This window comes from Streptomyces sp. NPDC002156, assembly GCF_053593675.1.
In genome coordinates, this window is record NZ_JBSFDA010000171.1 from 1 (window position 1) to 21787 (window position 21787).

Here is a 21787-nt window from a genome sequence, read left to right on the forward strand (position 1 = left end):
GCACTTCAGCACCGGCCCGGGCATTTCAGCCCGTTGGGGGTCCCCCCTCTGGGGGAGTTTGAGGACGAGGCCGTCCAGGCCGAAAGGGGGGTCTGGGGGCGCAGCCCCCAGAAGGATGGGACGGGTAGGGGCGGCGGGGGCGAAAACCCCTGACCGCACCCGCACCCACACCCGCACCCGCCCAGCCGGACCGCACGAAAGGTGCGCCGCACGACGAACGCACGGCGCACCCAAGCAAACTGAAAGACAGTCAGGCAGTGGCCGCAGCCGCCGCCCTCCCCGCCTGCCGCCCAGAGAACAGACACCCCCCGAGGAACGTCCCCTCCAGCGACCGATACCCATGCACCCCGCCACCCCCGAACCCCGCGACCTCCCCAGCCGCGTACAGCCCAGGAATCGGCGCCCCGGCAGCATCGAGAACCCGCCCCGACAGATCGGTCTGAAGCCCGCCGAGGGTCTTACGCGTCAGGATGTTGAGCCGCACAGCGATCAGCGGCCCGGCGGACGAGTCCAGGATCTTGTGCGCCGACGCCGTACGGCTGAGCACGTCACCGGGATACGAGAGCGCGTTCCGGATGCCCATGACCTGCGCGTCCTTGCTGTACGCGTTGTCGATCTCCCGGTCCCGAGCCTCGATCTGCCGCTGCAGCGAGGCAAGGTCGATCAGACTCGTCCCGGTCAGCTTGTTCATGCCCCGCACCAGCTCGGACAGCGTCTCGGAGACGATGAAGTCCTCGCCGTACTTCTTGAACCGCTCCAGCGGCTCCGGCGTCTGCCAGATGCGCGAGAGCAGCATCCAGATGTCCTTATTTGTTAGATCAGGGTTCTGTTCGGATCCGGAGAGCGCGAACTCCTTCGCGAGGATCTTCTGGGTCGTCACGAACCACGAGTAGTCGTAGCCGGTGTCGGTGATCGACTTGAGGGTGTGGAGGGTGTCGTAGCCCGGCATGTCGGGCGCGGAGAACCGCTTGCCCGTCGCGTCGAACCACATCGAGGACGGCCCGGGCAGGATCCGGATGCCATGGTTCGCCCAGATCGGGTCGTAGTTCTTGATGCCCTCCGTGTAGTGCCACATCCGGTCCGGGTTGACGATCCGCCCGCCCGCCTTCTCGGTGATCCCGAGCATCCGCCCGTCCACGTGCGCGGGCACACCCGTGATCATCGACTTGGGCGCGTTACCCATCCGGGCCGGCCAGTTGGCCCGTACGAGATCGTGGTTGGCGCCGATACCGCCGGACGTCACGATGACCACCTCGGCGCTCAGCTCGAAGCTGCCGACGACCGTGCGCGAACTGGCCTTGCCCCGCGCGGCGGTGCTCGCCTCGAGAACCGCACCGCGTACGCCGGTGACGGTGCCGTTCGTCCGGATCACCTCGTCCACGCGATGGCGGTGCTTGAACGTCACCAGCCCGTCCGCCACCGCCGCCCGCACCTTCTTCTCGAACGGTTCCACCACGGCGGGACCCGTACCCCAGGTGACGTGGAAGCGCGGTACGGAGTTGCCGTGGCCGTCCGCGAGACCGCCGCCGCGCTCCGCCCAGCCGACCATCGGGAACCACTGCATGCCGAGGCCCGCCAGCCAGGACCGCTTCTCGCCGGACGCGAAGTCGACGTACGACTGGGCCCACTTGTAGGCCCAGTAGTCCTGGCCGAGCGGGTCGTCGATGCCCCGGTCGAAGCCGGCCGTGCCCAGCCAGTCCTGCCAGGCCAGTTCCGGCGAGTCGTTGACGCCCATCAGGCCCTGCTCGACGGAGTCGACGAAGAACAGCCCGCCGAACGACCAGAACGCCTGCCCGCCGAGGTTGGTCTCCGGTTCCTGGTCGAGCAGCAGCACCCTGCGGCCCGCGGCGGCGAGTTCGGCCGTGGCGACCAGCCCGGCGAGACCGTGGCCGACGACGATCGCGTCGGCGGTCGTGGCTGCCGCCGAGGCCCCGAAGGCCGTACCCGTCTGGGTGAGGGCGGTGGCGGCGACCGCGCCGCCGGCCAGGGTCAGTGCCCGGCGGCGGCTGACCGGGTCAGTCAAGTGCTCCATGGGGGTGCCTTCCGGGAGGACGTACGGCGGATGCGGGTGCGAGTGCAGATGCAGACACGAATGCGCACGCACGGGCGCGTGGGGCGTCCGCGCGAAGGGTGTGTTTCTGGCGAGCCTGGGGTTACCGTCGGTAGCGCCCAGGGAATCAGGTCGGTACTACTGCGCGGTAGTAGCCGGGAGCCAACGCGTCCGCCCCTCCGTTGTGTCCCGGCGACACCGCACCGACGCGGAAGGGAGAGGCCCATGACGGTCCTCACCGACGTCACCGAGCGGTCCGGACGACCCGACCGCGAGACCGTCGCCGAGGTGCTGCGGGCCATGGCCGCCGACGCGGACGTCCAGGGCCAACTCGTGCACGCGGCCCGGTCGCACTCGCCCGAGGTGGCCCGGCTGGCCGAGGCGGAGACCCACTGGCACGTCACCGCCATGATCAACGCGGCCGGCGCCTGGCTGGGCGACCTCGGTGAGCGAGGACTCGGTACAGGGGACAACGGCATGGGGGACAGCGACGAACTGGGCATCGACACCCAGGACTTCGCCGCCGCGCTCCTCCTCGGCGCCGACCGCGCCGCCCAGGGCGTGCCGATGACCGCCGTACTGCGCGGAGTTCAGGCCGCGCACACCCGCGCCGTCGAGATCACCGTCGACCGCTGCCGCTCGGCCGGTGTCCCCGACGCCGCGCTGCTCACCGCCGTCCTGCGCCTCAAGGAGTACGGCGACGCCCTGCAACGGCATGTCGTCCACGGCTACCGCGCCGCCGAGTGGGACACCCCGCGCGCCCTGGGCGAGCCCCGGGCGCGACTGCTCCGCCGGCTCCTCGTCGAGGGCGAACCACCGCCCGCCGCCGAGGAGTTGACGCGCGCCGGGCTGCGCCAGGACGCCGTACGCCACCTCCTGGTCGCCCACCCGGGCGGCGACCCCGCCCGCACCCGGCGCCTGACCCACCGCCTGGCCGCCCTGCGCGGCTGCCTCTTCGGCATGCTCGACGGCCGGCTGGTGGGCCTGTACCCACGGCTGCCGGCGGGCGAGCGCATCGATGACGGGGAAGGAGAGGGGGAGGGGGAGTGGGGCGAGAACGGTAGCGGTAGCGGTAGCGGTAGCGGTACGGAGGGCGGCGGGCCGCTCGTCGTGGTCTCACCGGCCGTCCCCCTGGACGACCTCCGTGCGGCGTACGGCCTCTGCGTCCGCGCCCTGGACCGGGGTCCGTCTCTGCGCCCCGGCGTGTACGAACTCACCGAGCTGGCTGCCGAGATCGCCCTCGCCGACCAGCCGCTGCTGGGCGCCTGGCTCAGCGCCCGGCTGCTCGCGGACCTGGACCCCCGGGACGACTTCCACCGTCAGATCGCGGTCACCGCGCTGGCGTTTCTCGACCACGGTCGCCGCCTGGACCGGACGGCGGCTACCCTGTTCACCCACCCCAACACCGTCCGCTATCGCCTGGCCCGCCTCCAGCAGCTCACCGGTGAGTCCCTGACCGATGATCTGCCGGGCATCTCCTCCGGACCGCTGGGTACGTTGCACTGGTGGTGGGCGCTGCGGACGTGGCTGGAATCCGGCTCCGACTGAACGCCTTGGGGTGTTTGTGCAAGGGTGTTATGCAGAAGAGACGTACTCAATGCGTACTTAATACATCCTTACTGTAAACAGATAGCATCCGACCGCGATGGTGGACGTCGGCGGCCGGAACGAGGTGGGTCTGGTGGGTGGCATGACGGTGGAGCCGCGTATCGCGGTGGCCGTGGTGACCATGGGAAACAGGCCCGCCGCGCTGAACGCGCTGCTGGAGTCGATCGCCAAGCAGGACGTCGCCCCCGACCGCATCGTGCTCGTCGGCAACGGCTGTCCGCTGCCCGAACTCCCCGGCCTCTCCGGCGAGGTCACCACCATCGAGGTCGACGAGAACCTCGGCTGTCCGGGCGGCCGCAATGTGGCGCTGGCCCGGCTGCGGGAGTTCGGCGACATCGACGTCGTGGTCGACCTCGACGACGACGGCCTCCTCGTCGACCCCGATGTGCTCACCCGCGTACGGGACCTGTACGCCGCCGACCCGCGGCTCGGCATCGTCGGCTTCCGCATCGCCGACGAGAACGGCGTGACCCAGCGTCGGCACGTGCCCCGGCCCGGCGCGGGCGACCCGATGCTCGGCGGGTACGTCACCCAGTTCCTCGGCGGCGGCCACGCCCTGCGCATGGAGATGCTCGACGAGACCGGCGACTGGCCGGCCGCCTTCTTCTTCGCCCACGAGGAGACCGACCTGGCCTGGCGGGCCGTCGACGCCGACTGGAAGATCCTCTACGAACCGCGTCTTCTGCTCCGTCACCCCAGCACCTCGCCCGCCCGGCACGCCATCTACCACCGGGTCACCGCCCGCAACCGGGTCTGGCTTGTCCGCCGTCGGCTGCCGCTGCCGCTGATCCCGGTGCACCTGGCCGTCTGGATCGCGATCACCGTCCTGCGGGCCCGCTCCACGGGCGCGCTGCGGGCCTGGTTCGCCGGCTTCGCGGAGGGCCTGCGTGAACCGGCGGGCGAGCGCCGCCCGATGAGCTGGCGAACGGTGTGGAGACTGACGAGACTGGGCCGCCCACCGATCCTGTGAACCGAGTGGTCCCGTGGGGTCCGCGATACGAGGGCCCCGGCCGTCACCTCTGGCGACCGGGGCCCTCTCGCGTATCCGGATCCGGCCGCGACGGCGACACTCCCCCGAGCTGCGCGTCATACGCGCGCACCCTCGGACCGGCTCCGTTGAAGTGATCACATCAGGCCACGCCAACAAATCGCTAACATGTGCGTCCGGCAAGCCAACGAGACGGCAGTGGGGCGAGAACATGCGGCGCGGTCTGCGGTTCGGACTGCTGGGCGCGCCGGTCCTGTACGACTTCGACGTCCCCAACGGCCGTACGGGCAACGGAATTCAGCCGATCGGCGGCGGCAAGGTACGAGCACTGCTCGCCGCCCTGCTCCTCGAACCCGGCCGGGTCGTCCCGGTCGAGACGCTCAAGGACGCGCTGTGGGGCGGGGCCCCGCCGGCCTCCGCACAGGCCTCCCTGCACAACCACGTGGCCCGACTGCGCCGCCGCCTCGACGACCCGGCACGCCTCCGAGCAGTCCCGCCCGGCTACCTACTACGGGTGGGCCCGGGCGAGTTGGACGTCCACGTCTTCCAGGCACACGTCGAACGGGCGCGGGCGGCCCACGCCAACCAGGACTGGCGCCGAGTCCTGGGGGAGTGTGCGTCAGCCTTGGCCCTGTGGCGCGGCACGCCACCCCCCGAGACCGTCGGCTACGCCTTCACCCAACGCCTGACGGAGGCCCACCGCCTCCTCCTGGAATGGCGCTACGACGCCGAACTGCACATCGGCGGCCCCCGACTGGCCTCCCTGGTCCCGGAGTTGACGGCCCTGGCCGCCGAAAACCCCCTACGCGAGTCCTACCACCGCCAGTTGATGCTCGCCCTCCACCGCACAGGCCGCCGAGCCGAATCCCTCGCCGTCCACCGCGACCTGCGCAACCGCCTGCTGGAGGAACTGGGCGTGGAACCGGGGGCGGCGGTACGGGCGGCGCATGTGGAGGTGCTGCGGGTTCTGGGGGGTCCGGAAGGCCGACCGGAGCCGGAGGTTCCGGGCGGCGCCGCGATGCCCGCCGACCTTGCGATGCCCACCGACCTCGCGGTTCCCTACGTCCCCGCACAGCCGACGTCGGGTTCGGCGGCCCCGCGACCGACGCCTGCCTCGACCCCGCAGCCCGTCCCACGACCGGCTCCCGCCCCGACAGCGAGAGTCCCCGCGTCGACACCACAGGTGGCGTCGGCATCAGCACCGCCCCCCATGCCCCACCCCGCCCAACTCCCCCCGCCCCCGACCCACTTCACCGGCCGCACCTCACTCACCGAGGCCCTGCGCCGGACCCTCGCCCCGGACAGTCACCCCGGCCCCGACGACGTCACGCCCATCACCCCCGTGGCCGTGATCCACGGCATGCCCGGCGTGGGCAAGAGCGCCTTCGCACTGCACGCCGCCCACGCCCTCAGAGACCGCTTCCCCGACGGCCAGCTGTACGTCGACCTGCACGGCACCACCCCCGGTCCCGGCACACCCCCGCTCACCCCGGCCCACGCCCTCACCGCACTACTGCGCGACCTCGGCGTCGAGCCGTACCGCATCCCCGAACACCCGGACGCGGCAGCCGCGTTGCTGCGCTCGCTGCTCGCGCCGACCCGCACGCTGATGGTCCTGGACGACGCCCAACGTGCCGCGCAGGTACGGCCGTTGCTCCCAGCGGGCCCGGGATGCGCGGTGATCGTCACCAGCGGATCCCCGCTCACCGCCCTCGACGGCGCCCGCCGCTTCCCTCTCACCCCCCTGACCGCCAGGGAGAGCGCCGAGTTGCTGCGCGCCGTCTCCGGACGGGACGGCCTCGACGCCATCCACCCCCTCGTCGACCTCACCGGCCGCCTCCCGCTCGCCCTGCGCGTGGTGGCCGCCCGGCTCGCCGCCCGCAGGGCCCTCACCCCGGACCTGCTCGCCGCTCAACTGGCCGCATCTGCAAGGAGGTTGCCGTATCTGGAGTACGACGACCTCAGCGTCCGCCGCTCCCTGGCCGGCGCCCACGACGCGCTGCGCACCTCCGCTCACGAGGCCGACCGCGACGCCGCCCTCGCCCTGCGCCGCATCGGCACCCTCGACCTCCCCACGTTCGACGTCCAGCTCCTCGCCCGCCTCACCGCGACCGACGAACACCGCGCCGAGGCGGCCCTGGACCGCCTGACCGACGTAGCCCTCCTGGAGGAGACGTCGTACGGCCACTACGCACCCCACGACCTGGTCCGGGACTTCGCCCGCGAACTGGCCGCGGCCGAGCAGGCGGCCGAAGCAGCGGGCGAAGAGACGGCCGCCGCCCCAGCCACCCGGCGCGGTTGACGCGCGTCACTTGGCGTCGGCATAGCACTCCACCACCGCCGTACTGAACGGAAACCGCACCGGCGTCTCCCCGAACGTCAGCCGTCCCGCCAGCTCCGCCGCCTCCCGGATCGCCGCCGCGACCGTCTCCGCCTCCTCCTCGGGACAGTGCACGATCACCTCGTCGTGCTGGAAGAAGACCAGCTCGGCCGCCATCCCCGCACAGGTCCTGCGCAGCGCGGCGAGCAGCAGCAGCGTCCAGTCGGCGGCGCTGCCCTGGACGACGAAGTTGCGCGCGAAGCGGCCCCGGGCACGGGAGTTGGAGGAGGCGTACCCCGGCACCCACTCCTGCGCCTCCGCACTCGCCGGCCCGCTGCCCTCGTCCTCCGAGAGCGGGATACCGGCCTCCTCCACCGAGTCGTCGCCGGTCCGCACGGCCGGAGGACACGTACGCCCCAGCCAGGTCCGTACGAGCCGCCCCTCCTCTCCCGCGCGGGCGGCCTCGTCGACGTACGCCACCGCCTTCGGGAACCGGCGTCTGAGCGCGGCGAGGTTCTTGAGGCCGTCCCCGGACGTCTGCCCGTACACCGCGCCCAGCACCGCGAGCTTGGCCTGCTCCCGGTCGCCGGAGAACGCGCGTTCGGAGACCGACTGGTACAGGTCGGTCTCCCGCCCCGCGACCTCCATCAGCCCGGGGTCGCGCGAGATGGCGGCCAGCACCCGCGGCTCCATCTGGTCGGCGTCGGCGACCACGAGCCGCCACCCCGGGTCGGCGACCACGGCCCGCCGGATCACCTTGGGGATCTGCAGTCCGCCCCCGCCGTTGGTGACCCAGCGCCCGGTGACCGTCCCGCCCGCGAGGAACTCGGGCCGGAACCGCCCGTCCCGCACCCAGTCCTGAAGCCAGGACCAGCCGTGGGCGACCCAGATCCGGTACAGCTTCTTGTACTCGACGAGCGGCTTCACCGCAGCATGATCAAGACTCTCGATCTCCCATCGCCGCGTGGACCGCACCTTGATCCCGGCCTGCGCGAAGGCCTTGACGACATCGGCGGGCAGATCGGGCCGCACCCGCCGCCCGAACGCCGCCGACACCTCGTCCGCCAGCTCGGCGAGCCGCCGGGGCTCACCACCGCCCGCGTACCGCTCGCCCAGCAGTTCGTGGAGCAGCTCCCGATGGACGTCCGCCCGCCATGGCAGCCCCGCCGCGTTCATCTCGGCGGCCACCAGCATCCCCGCCGACTCGGCGGCCGTCAGCAGCCGCATCCGGTCCGGGTGCGCGGTCGCGTCGTGCCGGCGCTGCTGGTCGGCGTACACCTCCAGCAGATCCGCCAGCGGCAGCCGGACGCTCTGCGGCTCGAACAGCGGCGACTGCGCGCCGGGCTCGGCGGCCCGCTGCGGCGGATCCGGCGGTACGGGACCACCGCGCAGCCGGCCGAGGGCCGCCGCCGCGGACCGGGGCTCACCGAGCCGCCCCTCGTGCCCGAGCAGCAGCGTCTCGGCGTCCTCGATGTCGTAGCACCGCTCGACTCGCACCCCCGTGGCGAGCAGCCGCGGATAGACCTCGGCGGTGGACCGCCACACCCACCGCGTGACCTCCGGCCGGTCACGGACGGCCGCGCCGAGATCCCCCTCCCGCCGCACCGGCCCGACGGGCAGCCCGTCCGGACCGAGGGGGGCGATCTCCACGCCGCCGTCCTCGGCCGGAGCGAGCGCCCAGCGCTCGGCGGTGTCCGCCATCCCTGCCATGTCCGAGAGTGTGGCAGGAGGGTCTGACAATGCGCCTGACCTGGACTTTCAGCCCTTCTCCGCGCCCTTGCCCTCACCCTTCCCCTCGAAGTCCACCTTGATCTTCGCGAGGGCCGCGACGACGTACTCCTCCGTCGCCGCCTTGGTGAGCCCGACGCCGGACAGCACGCCTTCGCCGTTCTCGAACTCCAGCAGGGCGAGCAGGATGTGCTCGGTGCCGACGTAGTTGTGGCCCAGGCGCAGGGCCTCGCGGAAGGTGAGTTCGAGGGATTTCTTCGCGTTGGCGTCGAAGGGGATGAGGGCGGGGTCGTTCTCGCCACGTGGGGGGAGGCCGGCGGTCGCGGCCTCGCGCACGCTGTCCAGGGAGACGCCCTGCGCGGTGATCGCCTTCGCCCCGAGGCTCTCCGGGTCGGCGAGGAGGCCGAGGACCAGGTGCTCGGTGCGGATCTGGTCGTTGCCGGCGGCCTTGGCCCCTTCCTGGGAGAGGACCACCACGTTCCTGGCCCGTGGCGTGAAGCGGCTGAAGCCCTGGCTCGGGTCGAGGTCCGACTCGCCCTTCGGCACGAACCGCTTCTGCGCGGCCTGCCGGGTGACGCCCATGCTCCTGCCGATGTCGGTCCAGGAGGCCCCGGAACGCCGGGCCTGGTCCACGAAGTGCCCGATCAGATGGTCGGCCACCTCCCCGAGGTGATCAGCGGCGATCACCGCGTCCTGGAGCTGTTCGAGGGCGTCGGTGTGCACTTTCTTGATGGCCTCGATGAGGTCGTCGAGACGTACGGAGGCCCGGACGGGCTGATTGGTCGTCATGTGTCAACCGTAGGTTGGCAGTGGCGAACTGTCAACCAAGAGTTGACACTCGAAGCCGGCGGACATGGCACGATCGACAGGTGACCAGCAGCACCGACAACACCAGCAACACCGTCGAACAAGCCTTCAAGGCGGCCCTGTACGCCGACACGGACACGACCCTCGACACGGGCGCGTCCCTCCTCGCCGCCGACCCGACGGCGGACGCCGAACTCGCCCGCCGCGGCGAGGAGTTCGTGGCGTCGGCCTGGCGCCGGGGCTGGCAGCCGGCGGATGTCGTACGCCTGGTCCGCCGAGAACTGGACGAAACACACGTACGAGCGGTGACGACCCTGATAGTCACCCAGGCCCGCGACGACCGATCCCGGGACCACCGCTGGACGGCACAACTGACCGACCTGCGTACGCAGAGCACGCCACCCGCGGCCCGCACGGACCGCTTCACCCACGCGACGACGATCTTGGAGCTGTACCGCCTCCTGCTGACACTGCCGACGCTGGAGCCCTTGGACGGCGGTTCGACCGGTGGAGGAGCCCGCCCGGAGTCCCGAATGCTGCCCCGTATCCGCGCGCTGCTGGCGAAGGCGGAGGCGACGGGCTTCCCGGAGGAGGCGGAGGCGCTGAGCGCGAAGGCCCAGGAACTGATGGCCAGACACAGCATCGACGAGGCCCTGCTGGCAGCCGGCGCCCCCGCACCCGACGCCCCGCGCGCGTGCCGCCTGGGCGTGGACGCGCCGTACGAGGAGGCGAAGGCGGTCCTGCTCCACGCGGTGGCCGACGCGAACCGCTGCCGAGCGGTGTGGAACGAGGCGCTGGGCTTCTCGACGGTGGTGGGCTTCGAGCCGGACCTGGAGACGGTGGAACTCCTGTACACGTCGCTGCTGGTGCAGGCCACGACGGCGATGACGAGGGCGGAGGCGGTGCAGCGGGCGCAGGGTCGCAGGCGCACAAAAACATTCCGCCAGTCCTTCTTGGCGGCCTACGCCCACAAGATGGGCGCACGCCTGGAGGAGGCGGCAGCAGCGCAAACTCCGGCGCCCGAGGCCGCCGACTCCCTACTCCCGATCCTGGCGACCCGGGACCTGGCGGTCACGGCCCACGTGACCCACCTGTTCCCCACAACAACGACAACCCGTCTACGGGGCGTAACAGACGAGGCAGGCTGGACAGAGGGCACAACAGCAGCAACCAAGGCAGCCCTACACGACCGCAGACGCCTACCGGGCGCCTAGGTCCACCTGCCCGACTGCGGCCCGCCGGAGGCTGGCCGCGCAGTTCCCCGCGCCCCTGAAGGCGCCGCGCGTCCCGATCGGTCTGTCTGCGGGCCGGTGGGGGTTGGTCGCGCAGTTCCCCGCGCCCCTGAAAAACCAGCCCGTCCCAAGCTGTCCGGCTGCGGGTCGGTGGGGGTTGGTCGCGCAGTTCCCCGCGCCCCTGAAGGCGCTGCGGGTCCCGATCGGTCTGTCTGCGGGCCGGTGGGGGTTGGTCGCGCAGTTCCCCGCGCCCCTGAAAAACCCGCCCGTCCCGATCTGTCCGGCTGCGGGTCGGTGGGGGTTGGTCGCGCAGTTCCCCGCGCCTCTGGAGGGGCGCTCCAGCGGGCCGGAGTTCGCAGGTGTCGAGGCGCGCGGCCAGCTCGTCCGCTGCCTCCCGCCCAGCCGCGGGCATGCGCGCCGTTGGGCGGCGCCCGTCAAACCCGCCCAGCTGCGGGCATGCGTGCCGCTAGGGGCGGCACGGGTGGGCGCAGCGGCACCCCGTACAGCGCCGGGCCGCGCGACCCACCCCGAGGTTCACGTCAACGCCGGGTGCCTTGGACGCCGCCCACCCCCGAGGTTCACCTCAACACCGGTGCCGTGGACACCGCCACCCCCCCCGGAGGGACCCCCTCAGGACCCCAACCCCGCCGTAGGCAACCCCGACGGAAGTTGCCCGCCCTCCGCCTTCGTGTACGTCTCCGTGCCGAGACCGCTCTCCCACGTCACCTTCATCGACGTCGCGTCAACGGAGTCGACCATCCCCTCGGCCCGGTCCTTGTTCCCGTCGGAGCACGTGAGCCGGATCATCTGCATCCCCGTCTCCTTGCCCGCCGTACCACTGCAGACCATCCCCCCGGTCGCGAACAACCCGGCCTTCGCCCCGGTGACCACCAGCGCCACAGCACTGCCCTTGCTGGTGGTCAACCAGCTGCCCGCCAACGCCGTGTCCGCCGCGGTCGTACCTCCGCTGCCCGAGCCCGAGCCCGAGCCCGAGCCCGAGCCCGAGCCCGAGCCCGAGCCCGAGCCCGAGCCCGAGTCGGAGGGCGACGGCGAAGAGGACGCGGCCGACGAGCTCGTACCGCCGCTCGCCGCCCCGTCGTCCGACCCCCCGTCACCACTGCACCCGGCCAGCACCAGCACACCAGCCACCCCTACCACCGACGCCACACCAGCCCTGCGCAGCAGCCCGCGCGCGTACGACACCGAAGTCACCGAAGTCATCGAGTTCAGCGAAGTCACCGGGAAGCTCCCAACCAGTAGCCGCCGGCAAGAGCCGTCACGACCGCACGACAGGACCGCAGCAAGCTACCAGGACGACTTGCGAACCCCTGGGAGGAACCCTGCATGCGCCTGTGAACGCAGGCTCACCCGGGACAGCCCGAACGCCCGGAAGTACCCGCGGGGCCGCCCGTCCACCTGGTCCCGGTTCCGCACGCGCGTCGCACTCGCATCCCGAGGCTGCCGTTCCAGCTCCCGCCGCGCGGCAGCCCGCTCCGCCTCCGACGACCCCGGCCGCCGGATGATCTCCTTCAGCTCGGCCCGCCGCTCCGCGTACCGCGCGACGATCTCCTGCCGCTTCCCGTTCTTCGCGATCTTGCTCTTCTTCGCCATGCCGCTACTCCCTTACCCCTTCTGCCCTTTCCGTCCCCTCAGACCCTGACCCCACGCGCCCTGATCCGGGCCACCGCCGCCTCGACCCCGATCGTGTCCACGGTCTTGATCCCCTTCGTGCTGAGCCGCAGCCGCACGTGCCTGCCCTCGCTCGGCAGCCAGTACCGCTTCGACTGGATGTTGGGGTTGAAGCGGCGCGACGTACGCCGGTGCGAGTGGCTGATGTTGTTGCCGAAGCCCGGCTGGGCGCCGGTCAGCATGCAGTGGGCGGACAAGGTGACGCACCTCTCTCGGTTGGATCTCGTTCAGGTTATGCAAATGGAAGTCGTTTTCAGTAAGATACCAGCATGGCTCGCAACGAACTCCGGCCGGTCATCAAGCTCCGGTCCACGGCCGGGACCGGCTACACGTACGTCACCCGCAAGAACCGCCGCAACGACCCGGACCGTATGACCCTGCGCAAGTACGACCCGGTCGCCGGCCGTCACGTCGACTTCCGAGAGGAGCGCTGATCAGCCGCCATGCGTAAGGGAATCCACCCGGCGTACGGGCCCGTCGTCTTCCGCGACCGGGCCGCCAACCACGCCTTCCTCACCCAGTCCACGATGACCAGCGAGAAGACGGTCGACTGGGAGGACGGCAACACCTACCCCGTCGTCGACGTCGAGATCTCGAACATCAGCCACCCCTTCTACACCGGCACGGCCCGCGTCCTGGACACGGCCGGCCGCGTGGAGCGCTTCGAGCGCCGGTACGGCAAGAAGGGCTGAGGGACCACACGTGCAGGCGCACAAGCATGAGCACGAGCCGTCCGGAACGGCTCACGAGCTCTCCGTGGCGATCGTCGGCGGACTCCACGCCGACGCCCGCAAGGCAGCCGTCGCCCGGCTGCTCGTCGACGTCCCCGGCAGCGTCGTACTCCACCACGACCTCGCCACGGCCGTCGCCGGCACGGTCGTCCGGACCGTCAGCGACGCCGGCGGCATCCTCTCCGCGGGAGAGGCGCCGCTGGTCAACGACTGTGCGTGCTGTGCCCTGCGCGAGGACCTCGTCCCGGAGCTGCGGCGGCTCGCGGACGCCGGGCTGACCCGGCTGGCCATCGTCGAACTGTGGGACTCCGTCGAGCCCAAGGCGATGGCCGAGGTGGTGACGGCCGGCGGTCTCACGGTCACCGGCGTCATCACCGCCGTCGACCCGGCACTGCTGCTGCCGTACCTCGGCAACGGCGACGACCTGGCCGAACGCGGCCTCGCCGCCGCGGCCACCGACCAGCGCACGGTCGCGGACACCTTCGCCCGCCAGCTGGAGTACGCCACCGTCCTCGCCCTCGTCGACTCCCCGGAGGCCGACGACGAGGACCGCGAGCTGCTCGCCCAGCTCCACCCGACAGCCCGCCAAGTCCCCGTAACGGGCGGCCACCCAGGGGACTTGGCGGGCGCGACCGGCGCGACCGGCGCGACCGAGGGGGACGCGTCCCCGCTCTCCCCCCTCGCCTCCGCCGCCCTCGCCGGATTCGACGTCGAGGCCGCCGCCGCTGCCCAGCACCCGGCGTGCGCCCTGCTGCCCGCCGAGGCCGACGCGCACGGCGTGTCCACCCTCGTCTGGCACCGGCGCCGCCCCTTCCACCCGGAGCGGCTGTACGAGGCGCTGGAGGACCTGACCTGTGCCGCAGCCCGCAGCCGGGGCCGGTTCTGGCTCGCCGACCACCCGGACACGCTGCTCCACTGGGACGCGGCGGGCGGCGCCCTGTGCGTGGAGAGCGCGGGCCCCTGGCTCGCCTCGCTCCCGGACGCCGCCTGGGACATGGTCCCGCCCGTGCGCCGGGCCGCCGCCGCCCTCGACTGGCACCCCGAGCACGGCGACTGCTGCCAGCACCTGGTGTTCACGTCCCCGGGCCTCGACCGCGACGGACTCGAACAGCTCCTGGAGTCCTGCCTGCTCACCGACGCCGAGTACGCGGGCGGGCGCGGCGCCTGGAAGCTCCTGCCGCCCGCCTTCGACACCCTCCTGGAGGTCTGACCCCGCCATGGCCCGCAAGATCGAACGCAAGCCCGTCAAGGCCCGCCCCAACCCGCTGGACGCCGCCAAGATCACGTACATCGACTACAAGGACACGGATCTGCTGCGGAAGTTCATCTCCGACCGGGGCAAGATCCGCAGCCGCCGCGTCACCCGCGTCTCGGCCCAGCAGCAGCGCATGCTCGCCCGCGCGATCAAGAACGCCCGGGAGATGGCGCTGCTGCCGTACGTGTCCCGCTAGCCCCACGCATACCTTCAGCCCCGTACCCCCGCCTCCATTTGTCCCAGGAGGTGGGGGTACGGGCGTGCTGGGGGCCCGTGGGGGGAACGCGTAGGGGCGCGCGTGCGTCAAGGTGGGTAGCGGCGCGAACACCCCGCGTGCACGTGCATCTGACCGTGCGCATGCGCATGCATACGCCCGTGCATACGTCCATGCGTCTGCACGTGAACAGAGTTATGATCCGGGTCAGTTGACCACTGCATCAATGGCCTCACCAGCCAGTGCACCACCAGGGAGCGACCTGTGGACCACGACGTGTACGACGTTGGCGTAGACGATGAGTCCGGCGTGTACAACGGCATGGCCGCCGCGCGGCTGGACGGCGTCGCCGCCTGGCAGAAGAGCCGGCACAGCAACTCGCAGGGTTCCTGTGTCGAGTTCGCGCGGCTGCCCGGCGGCGAGGTGGCGGTACGCAACTCCCGTTTCCCCGACGGTCCGGCGCTCGTCTACACGAGGGCCGAGATCGAGGCGATGCTCCTCGGCATCAAGGACGGCGAGTTCGACCACCTGATCGCGAGCTGACCGCCCCGCTTCCGTCCCGGCGCCGAAGCCGGTCGAAGCGGGGCGTAACCACTGTTCAACTCACGGTGACGCGCGTAGAATCGAGGCCCGAAAAAACGCTCCGCCTCACTCCGCGGAGTGCAGCCGGAACAGCGCCCAGACGACCTTGCCGCCCAGTGAGCCCGAGAGCGGGTGCCAGCCCCAGCTGTCGCTGAACGAGTCGACCAGGAACAGTCCGCGCCCCGACTCGGCCGAGAAGTCCTCCGAGAACTCCTCGGCGTCGTACGCCACCGGACTCTCCCGGCTCGGATCGCGCACCGCGCACACCAGTCGCTCGGTCCAGCGCATCAGATGCAGCCGTACGGGCGGCTCCTGGGCCGGCGAGAGTGGGGTGTCCGCGGGCACCGCGTGCCGCAGGGCGTTGGTGACCAGCTCGGAGACGACCAGACAGACGTCGTCGAAGCGGTCGCCGACGTCCCACTGGGCGAGTGTTCTGCGGCTGAACTGCCGTGCCTCGCGCACCGCTTCGTAGCGGGCGGGCAGCGCACACGACGCGGCGTTGGACACGGTCGAGGGATCCAGCGGCGGAAGCCCCTGCCTTAACGGCTCGAGCATGGTCGATCCATTCATCCCCATGCGAGGCACTCCCGGGAGATCGCGGTCGTTGCGAAGCAGTCATTGCGTTGCAGCGGTGGCGCGAGACCATGGTTTCGGATGCGTACGGCGGATGCAAGGGCAGATGCACGTGCACGCGCCCCAATTGGACCCTCCCGTACCGCTTCTTGGTCATTTTTTCCGCCAACTTTTCACCTCTGGCCGGTCTTCCCCTTGCCCCATCCTGTGCGTACGCTCTGACGTCTTCCCATTTGAGTAACCGGACGAGTACTGCTCGGAGTGTTTTAGTGGCAGACTGCGGCCCCTGGAGAGGTTGGGGAGGTTGTCGAACGTGAGCGCGGGAGAGCCGGGATCGGTGGTGCGGCGCATGCTGCTCGGATCACACCTGAGGCGACTGCGTGAGGCACGGGGGATCACGCGCGAGGCGGCGGGTTACTCGATCCGCGCCTCCGAATCGAAGATCAGTCGTATGGAGCTGGGCCGGGTGAGCTTCAAGACGCGGGACGTCGAGGACCTGCTGACGCTGTACGGCGTGAGCGACGAGGCCGAGCGCAACGCGCTCCTCTCCCTCGCCAGGGAGGCCAACGTCGCGGGCTGGTGGCACAGTTACTCGGACGTCCTGCCGAGCTGGTTCCCCACCTACGTGGGCCTGGAGGGCGCGGCATCACTGATCCGCGCCTACGAAGTCCAGTTCGTGCACGGCCTGTTGCAGACCGAGGCCTACGCGCACGCCGTCGTCGGACGCGGCATGAAGGGCGCGAGCCCCGACGACATCGAGCGCCGGGTCGCGCTGCGCCTGGAGCGGCAGAAGAACCTCCTCTCCGACGGCGGCCCGGAGTTCCACGTCGTCCTCGACGAGGCGGCGCTGCGTCGGCCGTACGGCGACCGCGAGGTGATGCGCGGCCAGCTCCAGCATCTGATCGAGATCTCCGAGCGGCCCAACGTACGGCTGCAGATCATGCCGTTCGGCTTCGGCGGGCACGCGGGCGAGAGCGGCGCGTTCACCATCCTGAGCTTCCCGGAGTCGGACCTGTCCGACGTGATCTTCCTGGAGCAGCTCACCAGCGCGCTGTACCTGGACAAGGCGGAGGACGTCACCCAGTACGAGAAGGCGATGAAGGAGCTGCAGCAGGACAGCCCCGGGCCGGACGAGAGCCGGGACCTGCTGAGGGGCCTGCTGCAACTGTCGTAACCGGTGCGCCGGTTGATCCCCCAACTCCCTTGGAACGCACGTACGATGACGTGCGATCAGACCGTGATAAGGGCTTTACGGTATTGAGGGATTGAGGGATCACATGCCAGCACCTGCGTACTACTTCACCGACCTCGCGCAGCAGTACATCGGCGGTGAGTGGCGCCCGGGCACCGGCTCCTGGGACATCATCGACTTCAACCCGTACGACGGCGAGAAGCTCGCCTCGATCACGATCGCCACGGTGGACGAGGTCGACGAGGCGTACCGCGCCGCCGCCGTGGCCCAGAAGGAATGGGCCACGACCAACCCGTACGCCCGCCGCGCGGTCTTCGAGAGAGCCCTGCGCATCATCGAGGACCGGGAGCAGGAGATCGCCGCGGCGATCATCGCCGAACTCGGCGGCACGCACCTCAAGGCCGGCTTCGAACTGCACCTCGCCAAGGAGTTCCTGCGCGAGTCGATCCGCCTGGCGCTGACCCCCGAGGGAGAGATCATCCCCTCGCCGGTCGACGGCAAGGAGAACCGCGTCTACCGCGTCCCGGTGGGTGTGGTGGGCGTGATCAGCCCCTTCAACTTCCCCTTCCTGCTCTCCCTGAAGTCGGTCGCCCCGGCCCTCGCGCTCGGCAACGGCGTCGTCCTCAAGCCGCACCAGGACACCCCGATAGTCGGCGGCTCCCTGGTGGCGAAGATCTTCGAGGACGCGGGCCTGCCGCCGGGCTTGCTGAACGTGGTCATCACGGACATAGCCGAGATAGGCGACGCGTTCATAGAGCACCCGATCCCGAAGGTCATCTCCTTCACCGGCTCGGACAAGATCGGCCGCCACGTCGCGACCGTCGCCGCGCCCCTCTTCAAGAACGTGGTCCTCGAACTCGGCGGCAACAGCGCCCTGGTGGTCCTGGACGACGCGGACATCGACTACGCGGTCGACGCGGCGGTCTTCAGCCGGTACGTCCATCAGGGCCAGGTCTGCATGGCCGCCAACCGGGTCCTGGTGGACCGCTCGATCGCCGCCGAGTTCACCGAGAAGTTCGTGACCAAGGTCAAGTCCCTGAAGGTGGGCGACCCGAGCGACCCCACCACGGTCATCGGCCCGGTGATCAACTCGTCCCAGGCGGAGGCGCTCTCGGGCGTGGTGCGACGGGCACTGGAGGACGGCGCGACGGCGTTGCTGCACGGCACGACGAAGGACAACCTGGTCGAGCCCTCGGTCCTGACCGACCTCGCCGCCGACTCGCCCCTCCTCCAGCAGGAGATCTTCGGCCCGGTGGCCCTCCTCGTCCCCTTCGACGGCGAGGAGGAGGCGGTCCGCCTGGTCAACAACACGCCGTACGGCCTCAGCGGCGCCGTCCACACGGCCGACGTCGAACGTGGCATCGCCTTCGCCAAGCAGATCGACACGGGCATGTTCCACGTCAACGACGGCACGGTCCACGACGAGCCCCTGGTCGCCTTCGGCGGCGAGAAGTCCTCGGGCATCGGCCGCCTGAACGGCGAGGCGACGGTGGCGGCGTTCACGACCCAGAAGTGGATCTCTGTGCAGCACGGGCGGAGCGGCTTCCCGTTCTAGAACCTCTTGGGCTGGAACCTCTTGGGGGACCCGAGGGCTTTAGGACGGCATCTGTCCTAAAGCCCTCGTAGCGTCATCGGTGTCAGGCAGCAACGCCTGTACGACCCGATGAAAGGCGGCCGACCATGGTCACTCACGTCCCCACCGAGGCGCCCGGCGATGAGCGCGGAGCCCTGCTCGCGTTCATCGAGGAGCAGCGCGGCGGTATCCGGCGGGCCCTGCTCGGGCTGACCGAGGAGCAGGCGGCCTCGCGTCCGAGCGCCAGTGAGCTGTCCCTCTCGGGGCTGCTCAAGCATGTCGCCGAGGTCGAGCAGGGCTGGATCGCGCGGGCCAAGGGCGAGCCGCCGGCCGTCAAGCGGGACGCCTCGAACTGGCACGAGTGTTTCGCGCTCGTCGAGGGGGAGACGGTCGCGTCGCAGCTCGCGTACTGGGAGAAGACCGCCGCCGAGACCGAGGCGTTCCTGCGGTCCGTACCGAGCCTCGACGACACCTTCGCGCTGCCGCCGGACCCCTGGTTCCCGCCGGAGGGCCGGGTCTCGATGCGCTGGCTGGCGCTGCACCTGATCCGCGAGACCGCCCGGCACGCCGGTCACGCCGACATCGTCCGCGAGTCCCTCGACGGCGCCACCGCCTTCGAGCTGGTGGCCCGGGAGCGGGCCGCTTGACGCCGGGGTCCTAATGTGGCCGCATGTCAGCGATTCGTCTCCTCGTGCTCGGCGCGGTCCGTCAGCACGGGCGGGCCCACGGCTACCAGGTGCGCAACGACCTGGAGTACTGGGGCGCGCACGAGTGGTCCAACGCCAAGCCCGGCTCGATCTACCACGCGCTCAAGCAGATGGCCAAGCAGGGACTGCTGATCGCGCACGAGGTCGCCCCCTCCACGGCCGGCGGCCCGCCGCGCACGGAGTACGAGATCACCGAGGCCGGCACGGAGGAGTGCTTCCGGCTGGTGCGCGAGGCGCTGACCTCGTACGACCAGAAGATGGACATGAAGTCGGCGGCGATCGGCTTCATCGTCGAACTGCCCCGCGCCGAGGCCGTGGCGCTCCTGAAGGAGCGGATCCGTGGGATCGACGCGTGGCGGGCCTCCGTCACCGAGCACTACGTCCCCGAGGACGGCCCCGAACAGCTGGGCCACATCGGCGAGATCATGAACCTCTGGATCCACACGGCCGATGCCGAGGCCGAGTGGACGCTGGGCCTGATCGCCCGGATCGAGGGCGGGGCGTACACCTTCGCGGGGGAGGGCGAACCGTTCGTCGGCGTCCTGGCCGAGGGCGAGGCGAACCCGTACGCGACGGGGGAGAAGCATCCCGGGGACGCCAGCTAATCAAGTTTGACCAATCGCTCCCGGCGGGTTACCTTCGATAAGTAATCAAGTTTGACTAGCGAGGAGGGCTCTGTGGCCGACGCGGCGATCACCGTCGAAGGCGCACACAAGAAGTACGGCGACACCCAGGCACTGTCCGGACTCGACCTCCTGGTCGCCCGCGGCACGGTGCACGGCGTGCTCGGGCCGAACGGCGCGGGCAAGACAACCCTGGTTCGCATCCTGTCCACCCTGCTGCGGCCCGACGGCGGCCGGGTCGAGGTGGCCGGCCACGACGTGCTGACCGAGGCCCGGCAGGTCCGCTTCCGCGTCGGCCTGCTCGGCCAGCACGCGGCGCTCGACGAGGAGCTGAGCGGCCGGCAGAACCTGGAGATGTTCGGCCGCCTCTACCACCTGGGCGCCCGCCCCGCGCGCGTGCGGGCCGGTGAACTCCTCGCCCGCTTCGGACTCGCGGACACCGGCCGCAAGGCGGTCCGGCACTACAGCGGCGGAATGCGCCGCCGCCTCGACCTCGCCGCCTCCCTCATCACCGAACCGGAGGTGCTCTTCCTGGACGAACCGACGACCGGCCTCGACCCACGCGGCCGGACGGAGGTGTGGACCGCGGTCCGCTCCCTCGTCGGCGGCGGTACGACGGTCCTGCTCACCACCCAGTACCTGGAGGAGGCCGATCAGCTCGCCGACCGCGTCTCGGTCGTCGACCGGGGCCGGGTCGTCGCCGACGGCACACCGGACGAACTGAAGGCCCGCGCGGGCGGCGACCGCATCGACGTCGTCCTGCGCGACGCGGGCCAACTGGGCGCGGCCGTCGCCCTGTTGCCCGTACCCGCCGACGGCGTCTCCGTGGACCCCGACCGGCGGCTGCTGAGCGCCCCGGTCACCGACCGCATGGCGGCGCTCTCCGGGGTCGTACGGGCCCTGGAGGCGGCCGGGATCGAGGCCGAGGACATCGCCCTGCGGCGCCCGACGCTGGACGAGGTGTTCCTGGACCTCACCGGCGGCGACGAACGGACGAAGGAGGCCGCGTGACGACGTACGAGACGTACAAGGTGATCGGTGGGCCGGGCACGCGCGCGTTGAGCGACTGCTGGACCATGACCCGCCGCGAACTCGCCCATTGGGCGCGGCAGCCGGTCCAGGTGCTCGTCGGGCTGGTCTTCCCGGTGATGCTGCTGCTGATGTTCGGCTACCTGGTCGGCGGCGGCCGGGAGGTGAGCGGAGACTACGTCGACTACCTGGTCCCCGGCATGCTCGTGCTGACCATGGCCTTCGGCCTGGAGGGCACGATGCTCGCCGTCACCCAGGATCTCAACAAGGGCGTGATCGACCGATTCCGCTCGATGCCCATGGCCAACGGCGCGGTCCTGGTGGGCCGTTCGGCCGCCGACATGCTCCAGTCGGCCCTGGGGCTCGCCGTGATGCTCGCAGTGGGGTACGCGATCGGCTGGCGCGCCCACGGGGGCGTGGCGGCCCTCCTGGGGGCCGTGGGCCTGCTCCTGCTGTTCCGCTTCGCCATGCTGTGGATCGGCATCCAGCTGGCCATGGTGGCCGGGAAGCCGGAGCTGGTGCAGGCGGTCCAGATCCTGGTCTGGCCGGTCGGCTTCCTGTCCAACGCCTTCGCCACCCCCGAGTCCATGCCGGGCTGGCTGGGCACGGCCGTCCAATGGAACCCGATGTCCCAGACGGCCACCGCGGTACGCGACCTGTTCGCCAACCCGGGCGGCGAACCGGGCCACCTCTGGGCAGCCGTCGCCTGGCCCCTGGCCCTGCTGGCGGTCTTCTTCCCCTTGGCGGTACGGAGGTTCGGCCGCCTGAGCAGCTGAGGGCTCCGCCGGACGGTGCGGAAACCGCGGGCCGGTGGGGGCTGGTCGCGCAGTTCCCCGCGCCCCCTTACGGGGCGCGGTCGCGCACTCAGTGATGAAACCCGGTGGCC

21 protein-coding genes and 1 pseudogene are annotated in these 21787 nt (G+C 71.0%); 15 read left to right on the forward strand and 7 right to left on the reverse strand.

Going from position 1 to position 21787, the window contains the following annotated elements:
- Positions 1-250: 250 nt before the first annotated feature.
- The gene (locus tag ACWCRB_RS40865; protein WP_451000909.1) at positions 251-2032 is read right to left on the reverse strand and encodes an FAD-binding dehydrogenase; all 1782 of its coding nucleotides are present in this window, start codon (positions 2030-2032) and stop codon (positions 251-253) included.
- Between the two features lie 243 nt (positions 2033-2275).
- On the opposite strand from ACWCRB_RS40865, the gene ACWCRB_RS40870 reads away from it, so the two are divergent.
- The 3 genes and pseudogenes from ACWCRB_RS40870 to ACWCRB_RS40880 form a co-directional block, all read left to right on the forward strand.
- Positions 2276-3598 carry a PucR family transcriptional regulator gene (locus ACWCRB_RS40870; RefSeq protein WP_451000910.1) on the forward strand — a complete coding sequence of 441 codons (1323 nt, stop codon included), beginning with the start codon at positions 2276-2278 and terminating at the stop codon, positions 3596-3598.
- Between the two features lie 97 nt (positions 3599-3695).
- Entirely contained in the window at positions 3696-4628 is a 933-nt protein-coding gene (locus ACWCRB_RS40875) for a glycosyltransferase family 2 protein (protein WP_451000911.1), read from the forward strand.
- Between the two features lie 229 nt (positions 4629-4857).
- Positions 4858-6912, forward strand: a pseudogene (locus ACWCRB_RS40880) (BTAD domain-containing putative transcriptional regulator); the annotation flags it as partial.
- Positions 6913-6954: 42 nt separating this feature from the next.
- On the opposite strand, the gene ACWCRB_RS40885 reads toward ACWCRB_RS40880, so the two are convergent.
- Positions 6955-8667, reverse strand: coding sequence for a bifunctional 3'-5' exonuclease/DNA polymerase (locus ACWCRB_RS40885; protein ID WP_451000921.1), 1713 nt, complete (start codon positions 8665-8667; stop codon positions 6955-6957).
- Between the two features lie 57 nt (positions 8668-8724).
- Positions 8725-9483 (reverse strand): Clp protease N-terminal domain-containing protein, encoded by a 759-nt coding sequence (locus tag ACWCRB_RS40890; RefSeq protein WP_451000912.1) that lies wholly within the window; start codon positions 9481-9483, stop codon positions 8725-8727.
- 80 nt (positions 9484-9563) lie between these two features.
- Between ACWCRB_RS40890 and ACWCRB_RS40895 the strand changes: the two genes are divergently transcribed.
- Positions 9564-10715 carry a DUF2786 domain-containing protein gene (locus ACWCRB_RS40895; RefSeq protein WP_451000913.1) on the forward strand — a complete coding sequence of 384 codons (1152 nt, stop codon included), beginning with the start codon at positions 9564-9566 and terminating at the stop codon, positions 10713-10715.
- A gap of 648 nt (positions 10716-11363) precedes the next feature.
- Here the strand turns inward: ACWCRB_RS40895 and ACWCRB_RS40900 are convergent.
- The 3 genes from ACWCRB_RS40900 to rpmB form a co-directional block, all read right to left on the reverse strand.
- Positions 11364-11954 (reverse strand): hypothetical protein, encoded by a 591-nt coding sequence (locus tag ACWCRB_RS40900; RefSeq protein ID WP_451000914.1) that lies wholly within the window; start codon positions 11952-11954, stop codon positions 11364-11366.
- A gap of 84 nt (positions 11955-12038) precedes the next feature.
- Complete coding sequence (gene rpsN / locus ACWCRB_RS40905; protein WP_369034090.1) at positions 12039-12344, reverse strand: 30S ribosomal protein S14; 306 nt, start codon at positions 12342-12344, stop codon at positions 12039-12041.
- A gap of 38 nt (positions 12345-12382) precedes the next feature.
- Positions 12383-12619, reverse strand: coding sequence for a 50S ribosomal protein L28 (gene rpmB / locus ACWCRB_RS40910; protein ID WP_319291850.1), 237 nt, complete (start codon positions 12617-12619; stop codon positions 12383-12385).
- Between the two features lie 72 nt (positions 12620-12691).
- Between rpmB and rpmG the strand changes: the two genes are divergently transcribed.
- From rpmG to ACWCRB_RS40935, 5 genes are all read left to right on the forward strand, one after another.
- Entirely contained in the window at positions 12692-12856 is a 165-nt protein-coding gene (rpmG, locus tag ACWCRB_RS40915) for a 50S ribosomal protein L33 (RefSeq protein WP_030573688.1), read from the forward strand.
- Between the two features lie 9 nt (positions 12857-12865).
- Complete coding sequence (locus ACWCRB_RS40920) at positions 12866-13114, forward strand: type B 50S ribosomal protein L31 (protein ID WP_105970889.1); 249 nt, start codon at positions 12866-12868, stop codon at positions 13112-13114.
- A gap of 10 nt (positions 13115-13124) precedes the next feature.
- The gene (locus tag ACWCRB_RS40925; RefSeq protein WP_451000915.1) at positions 13125-14363 is read left to right on the forward strand and encodes a CobW family GTP-binding protein; all 1239 of its coding nucleotides are present in this window, start codon (positions 13125-13127) and stop codon (positions 14361-14363) included.
- A gap of 7 nt (positions 14364-14370) precedes the next feature.
- Complete coding sequence (rpsR, locus tag ACWCRB_RS40930) at positions 14371-14604, forward strand: 30S ribosomal protein S18 (protein ID WP_235475918.1); 234 nt, start codon at positions 14371-14373, stop codon at positions 14602-14604.
- Between the two features lie 282 nt (positions 14605-14886).
- Positions 14887-15165 carry a DUF397 domain-containing protein gene (locus ACWCRB_RS40935; RefSeq protein WP_235475917.1) on the forward strand — a complete coding sequence of 93 codons (279 nt, stop codon included), beginning with the start codon at positions 14887-14889 and terminating at the stop codon, positions 15163-15165.
- A 105-nt stretch (positions 15166-15270) separates the two neighbouring features.
- On the opposite strand, the gene ACWCRB_RS40940 is transcribed toward ACWCRB_RS40935, so the two are convergent.
- The gene (locus tag ACWCRB_RS40940; RefSeq protein ID WP_451000916.1) at positions 15271-15780 is read right to left on the reverse strand and encodes an ATP-binding protein; all 510 of its coding nucleotides are present in this window, start codon (positions 15778-15780) and stop codon (positions 15271-15273) included.
- 346 nt (positions 15781-16126) lie between these two features.
- Between ACWCRB_RS40940 and ACWCRB_RS40945 the strand changes: the two genes are divergently transcribed.
- From ACWCRB_RS40945 to ACWCRB_RS40970, 6 genes are all read left to right on the forward strand, one after another.
- Positions 16127-16951 (forward strand): helix-turn-helix domain-containing protein, encoded by an 825-nt coding sequence (locus ACWCRB_RS40945; protein WP_451000922.1) that lies wholly within the window; start codon positions 16127-16129, stop codon positions 16949-16951.
- A gap of 103 nt (positions 16952-17054) precedes the next feature.
- Entirely contained in the window at positions 17055-18524 is a 1470-nt protein-coding gene (locus ACWCRB_RS40950; protein ID WP_451000917.1) for an aldehyde dehydrogenase family protein, read from the forward strand.
- Between the two features lie 125 nt (positions 18525-18649).
- Positions 18650-19189 carry a DinB family protein gene (locus ACWCRB_RS40955; RefSeq protein ID WP_451000918.1) on the forward strand — a complete coding sequence of 180 codons (540 nt, stop codon included), beginning with the start codon at positions 18650-18652 and terminating at the stop codon, positions 19187-19189.
- Positions 19190-19212: 23 nt separating this feature from the next.
- Positions 19213-19854: a PadR family transcriptional regulator gene (locus tag ACWCRB_RS40960; protein WP_451000919.1), complete on the forward strand. Its 642-nt coding sequence runs from the start codon at positions 19213-19215 to the stop codon at positions 19852-19854.
- A gap of 72 nt (positions 19855-19926) precedes the next feature.
- Positions 19927-20883, forward strand: coding sequence for an ATP-binding cassette domain-containing protein (locus tag ACWCRB_RS40965; RefSeq protein ID WP_451000920.1), 957 nt, complete (start codon positions 19927-19929; stop codon positions 20881-20883).
- A gap of 65 nt (positions 20884-20948) precedes the next feature.
- Entirely contained in the window at positions 20949-21677 is a 729-nt protein-coding gene (locus tag ACWCRB_RS40970; RefSeq protein WP_451000923.1) for an ABC transporter permease, read from the forward strand.
- The last annotated feature ends 110 nt before the right edge of the window (positions 21678-21787 follow it).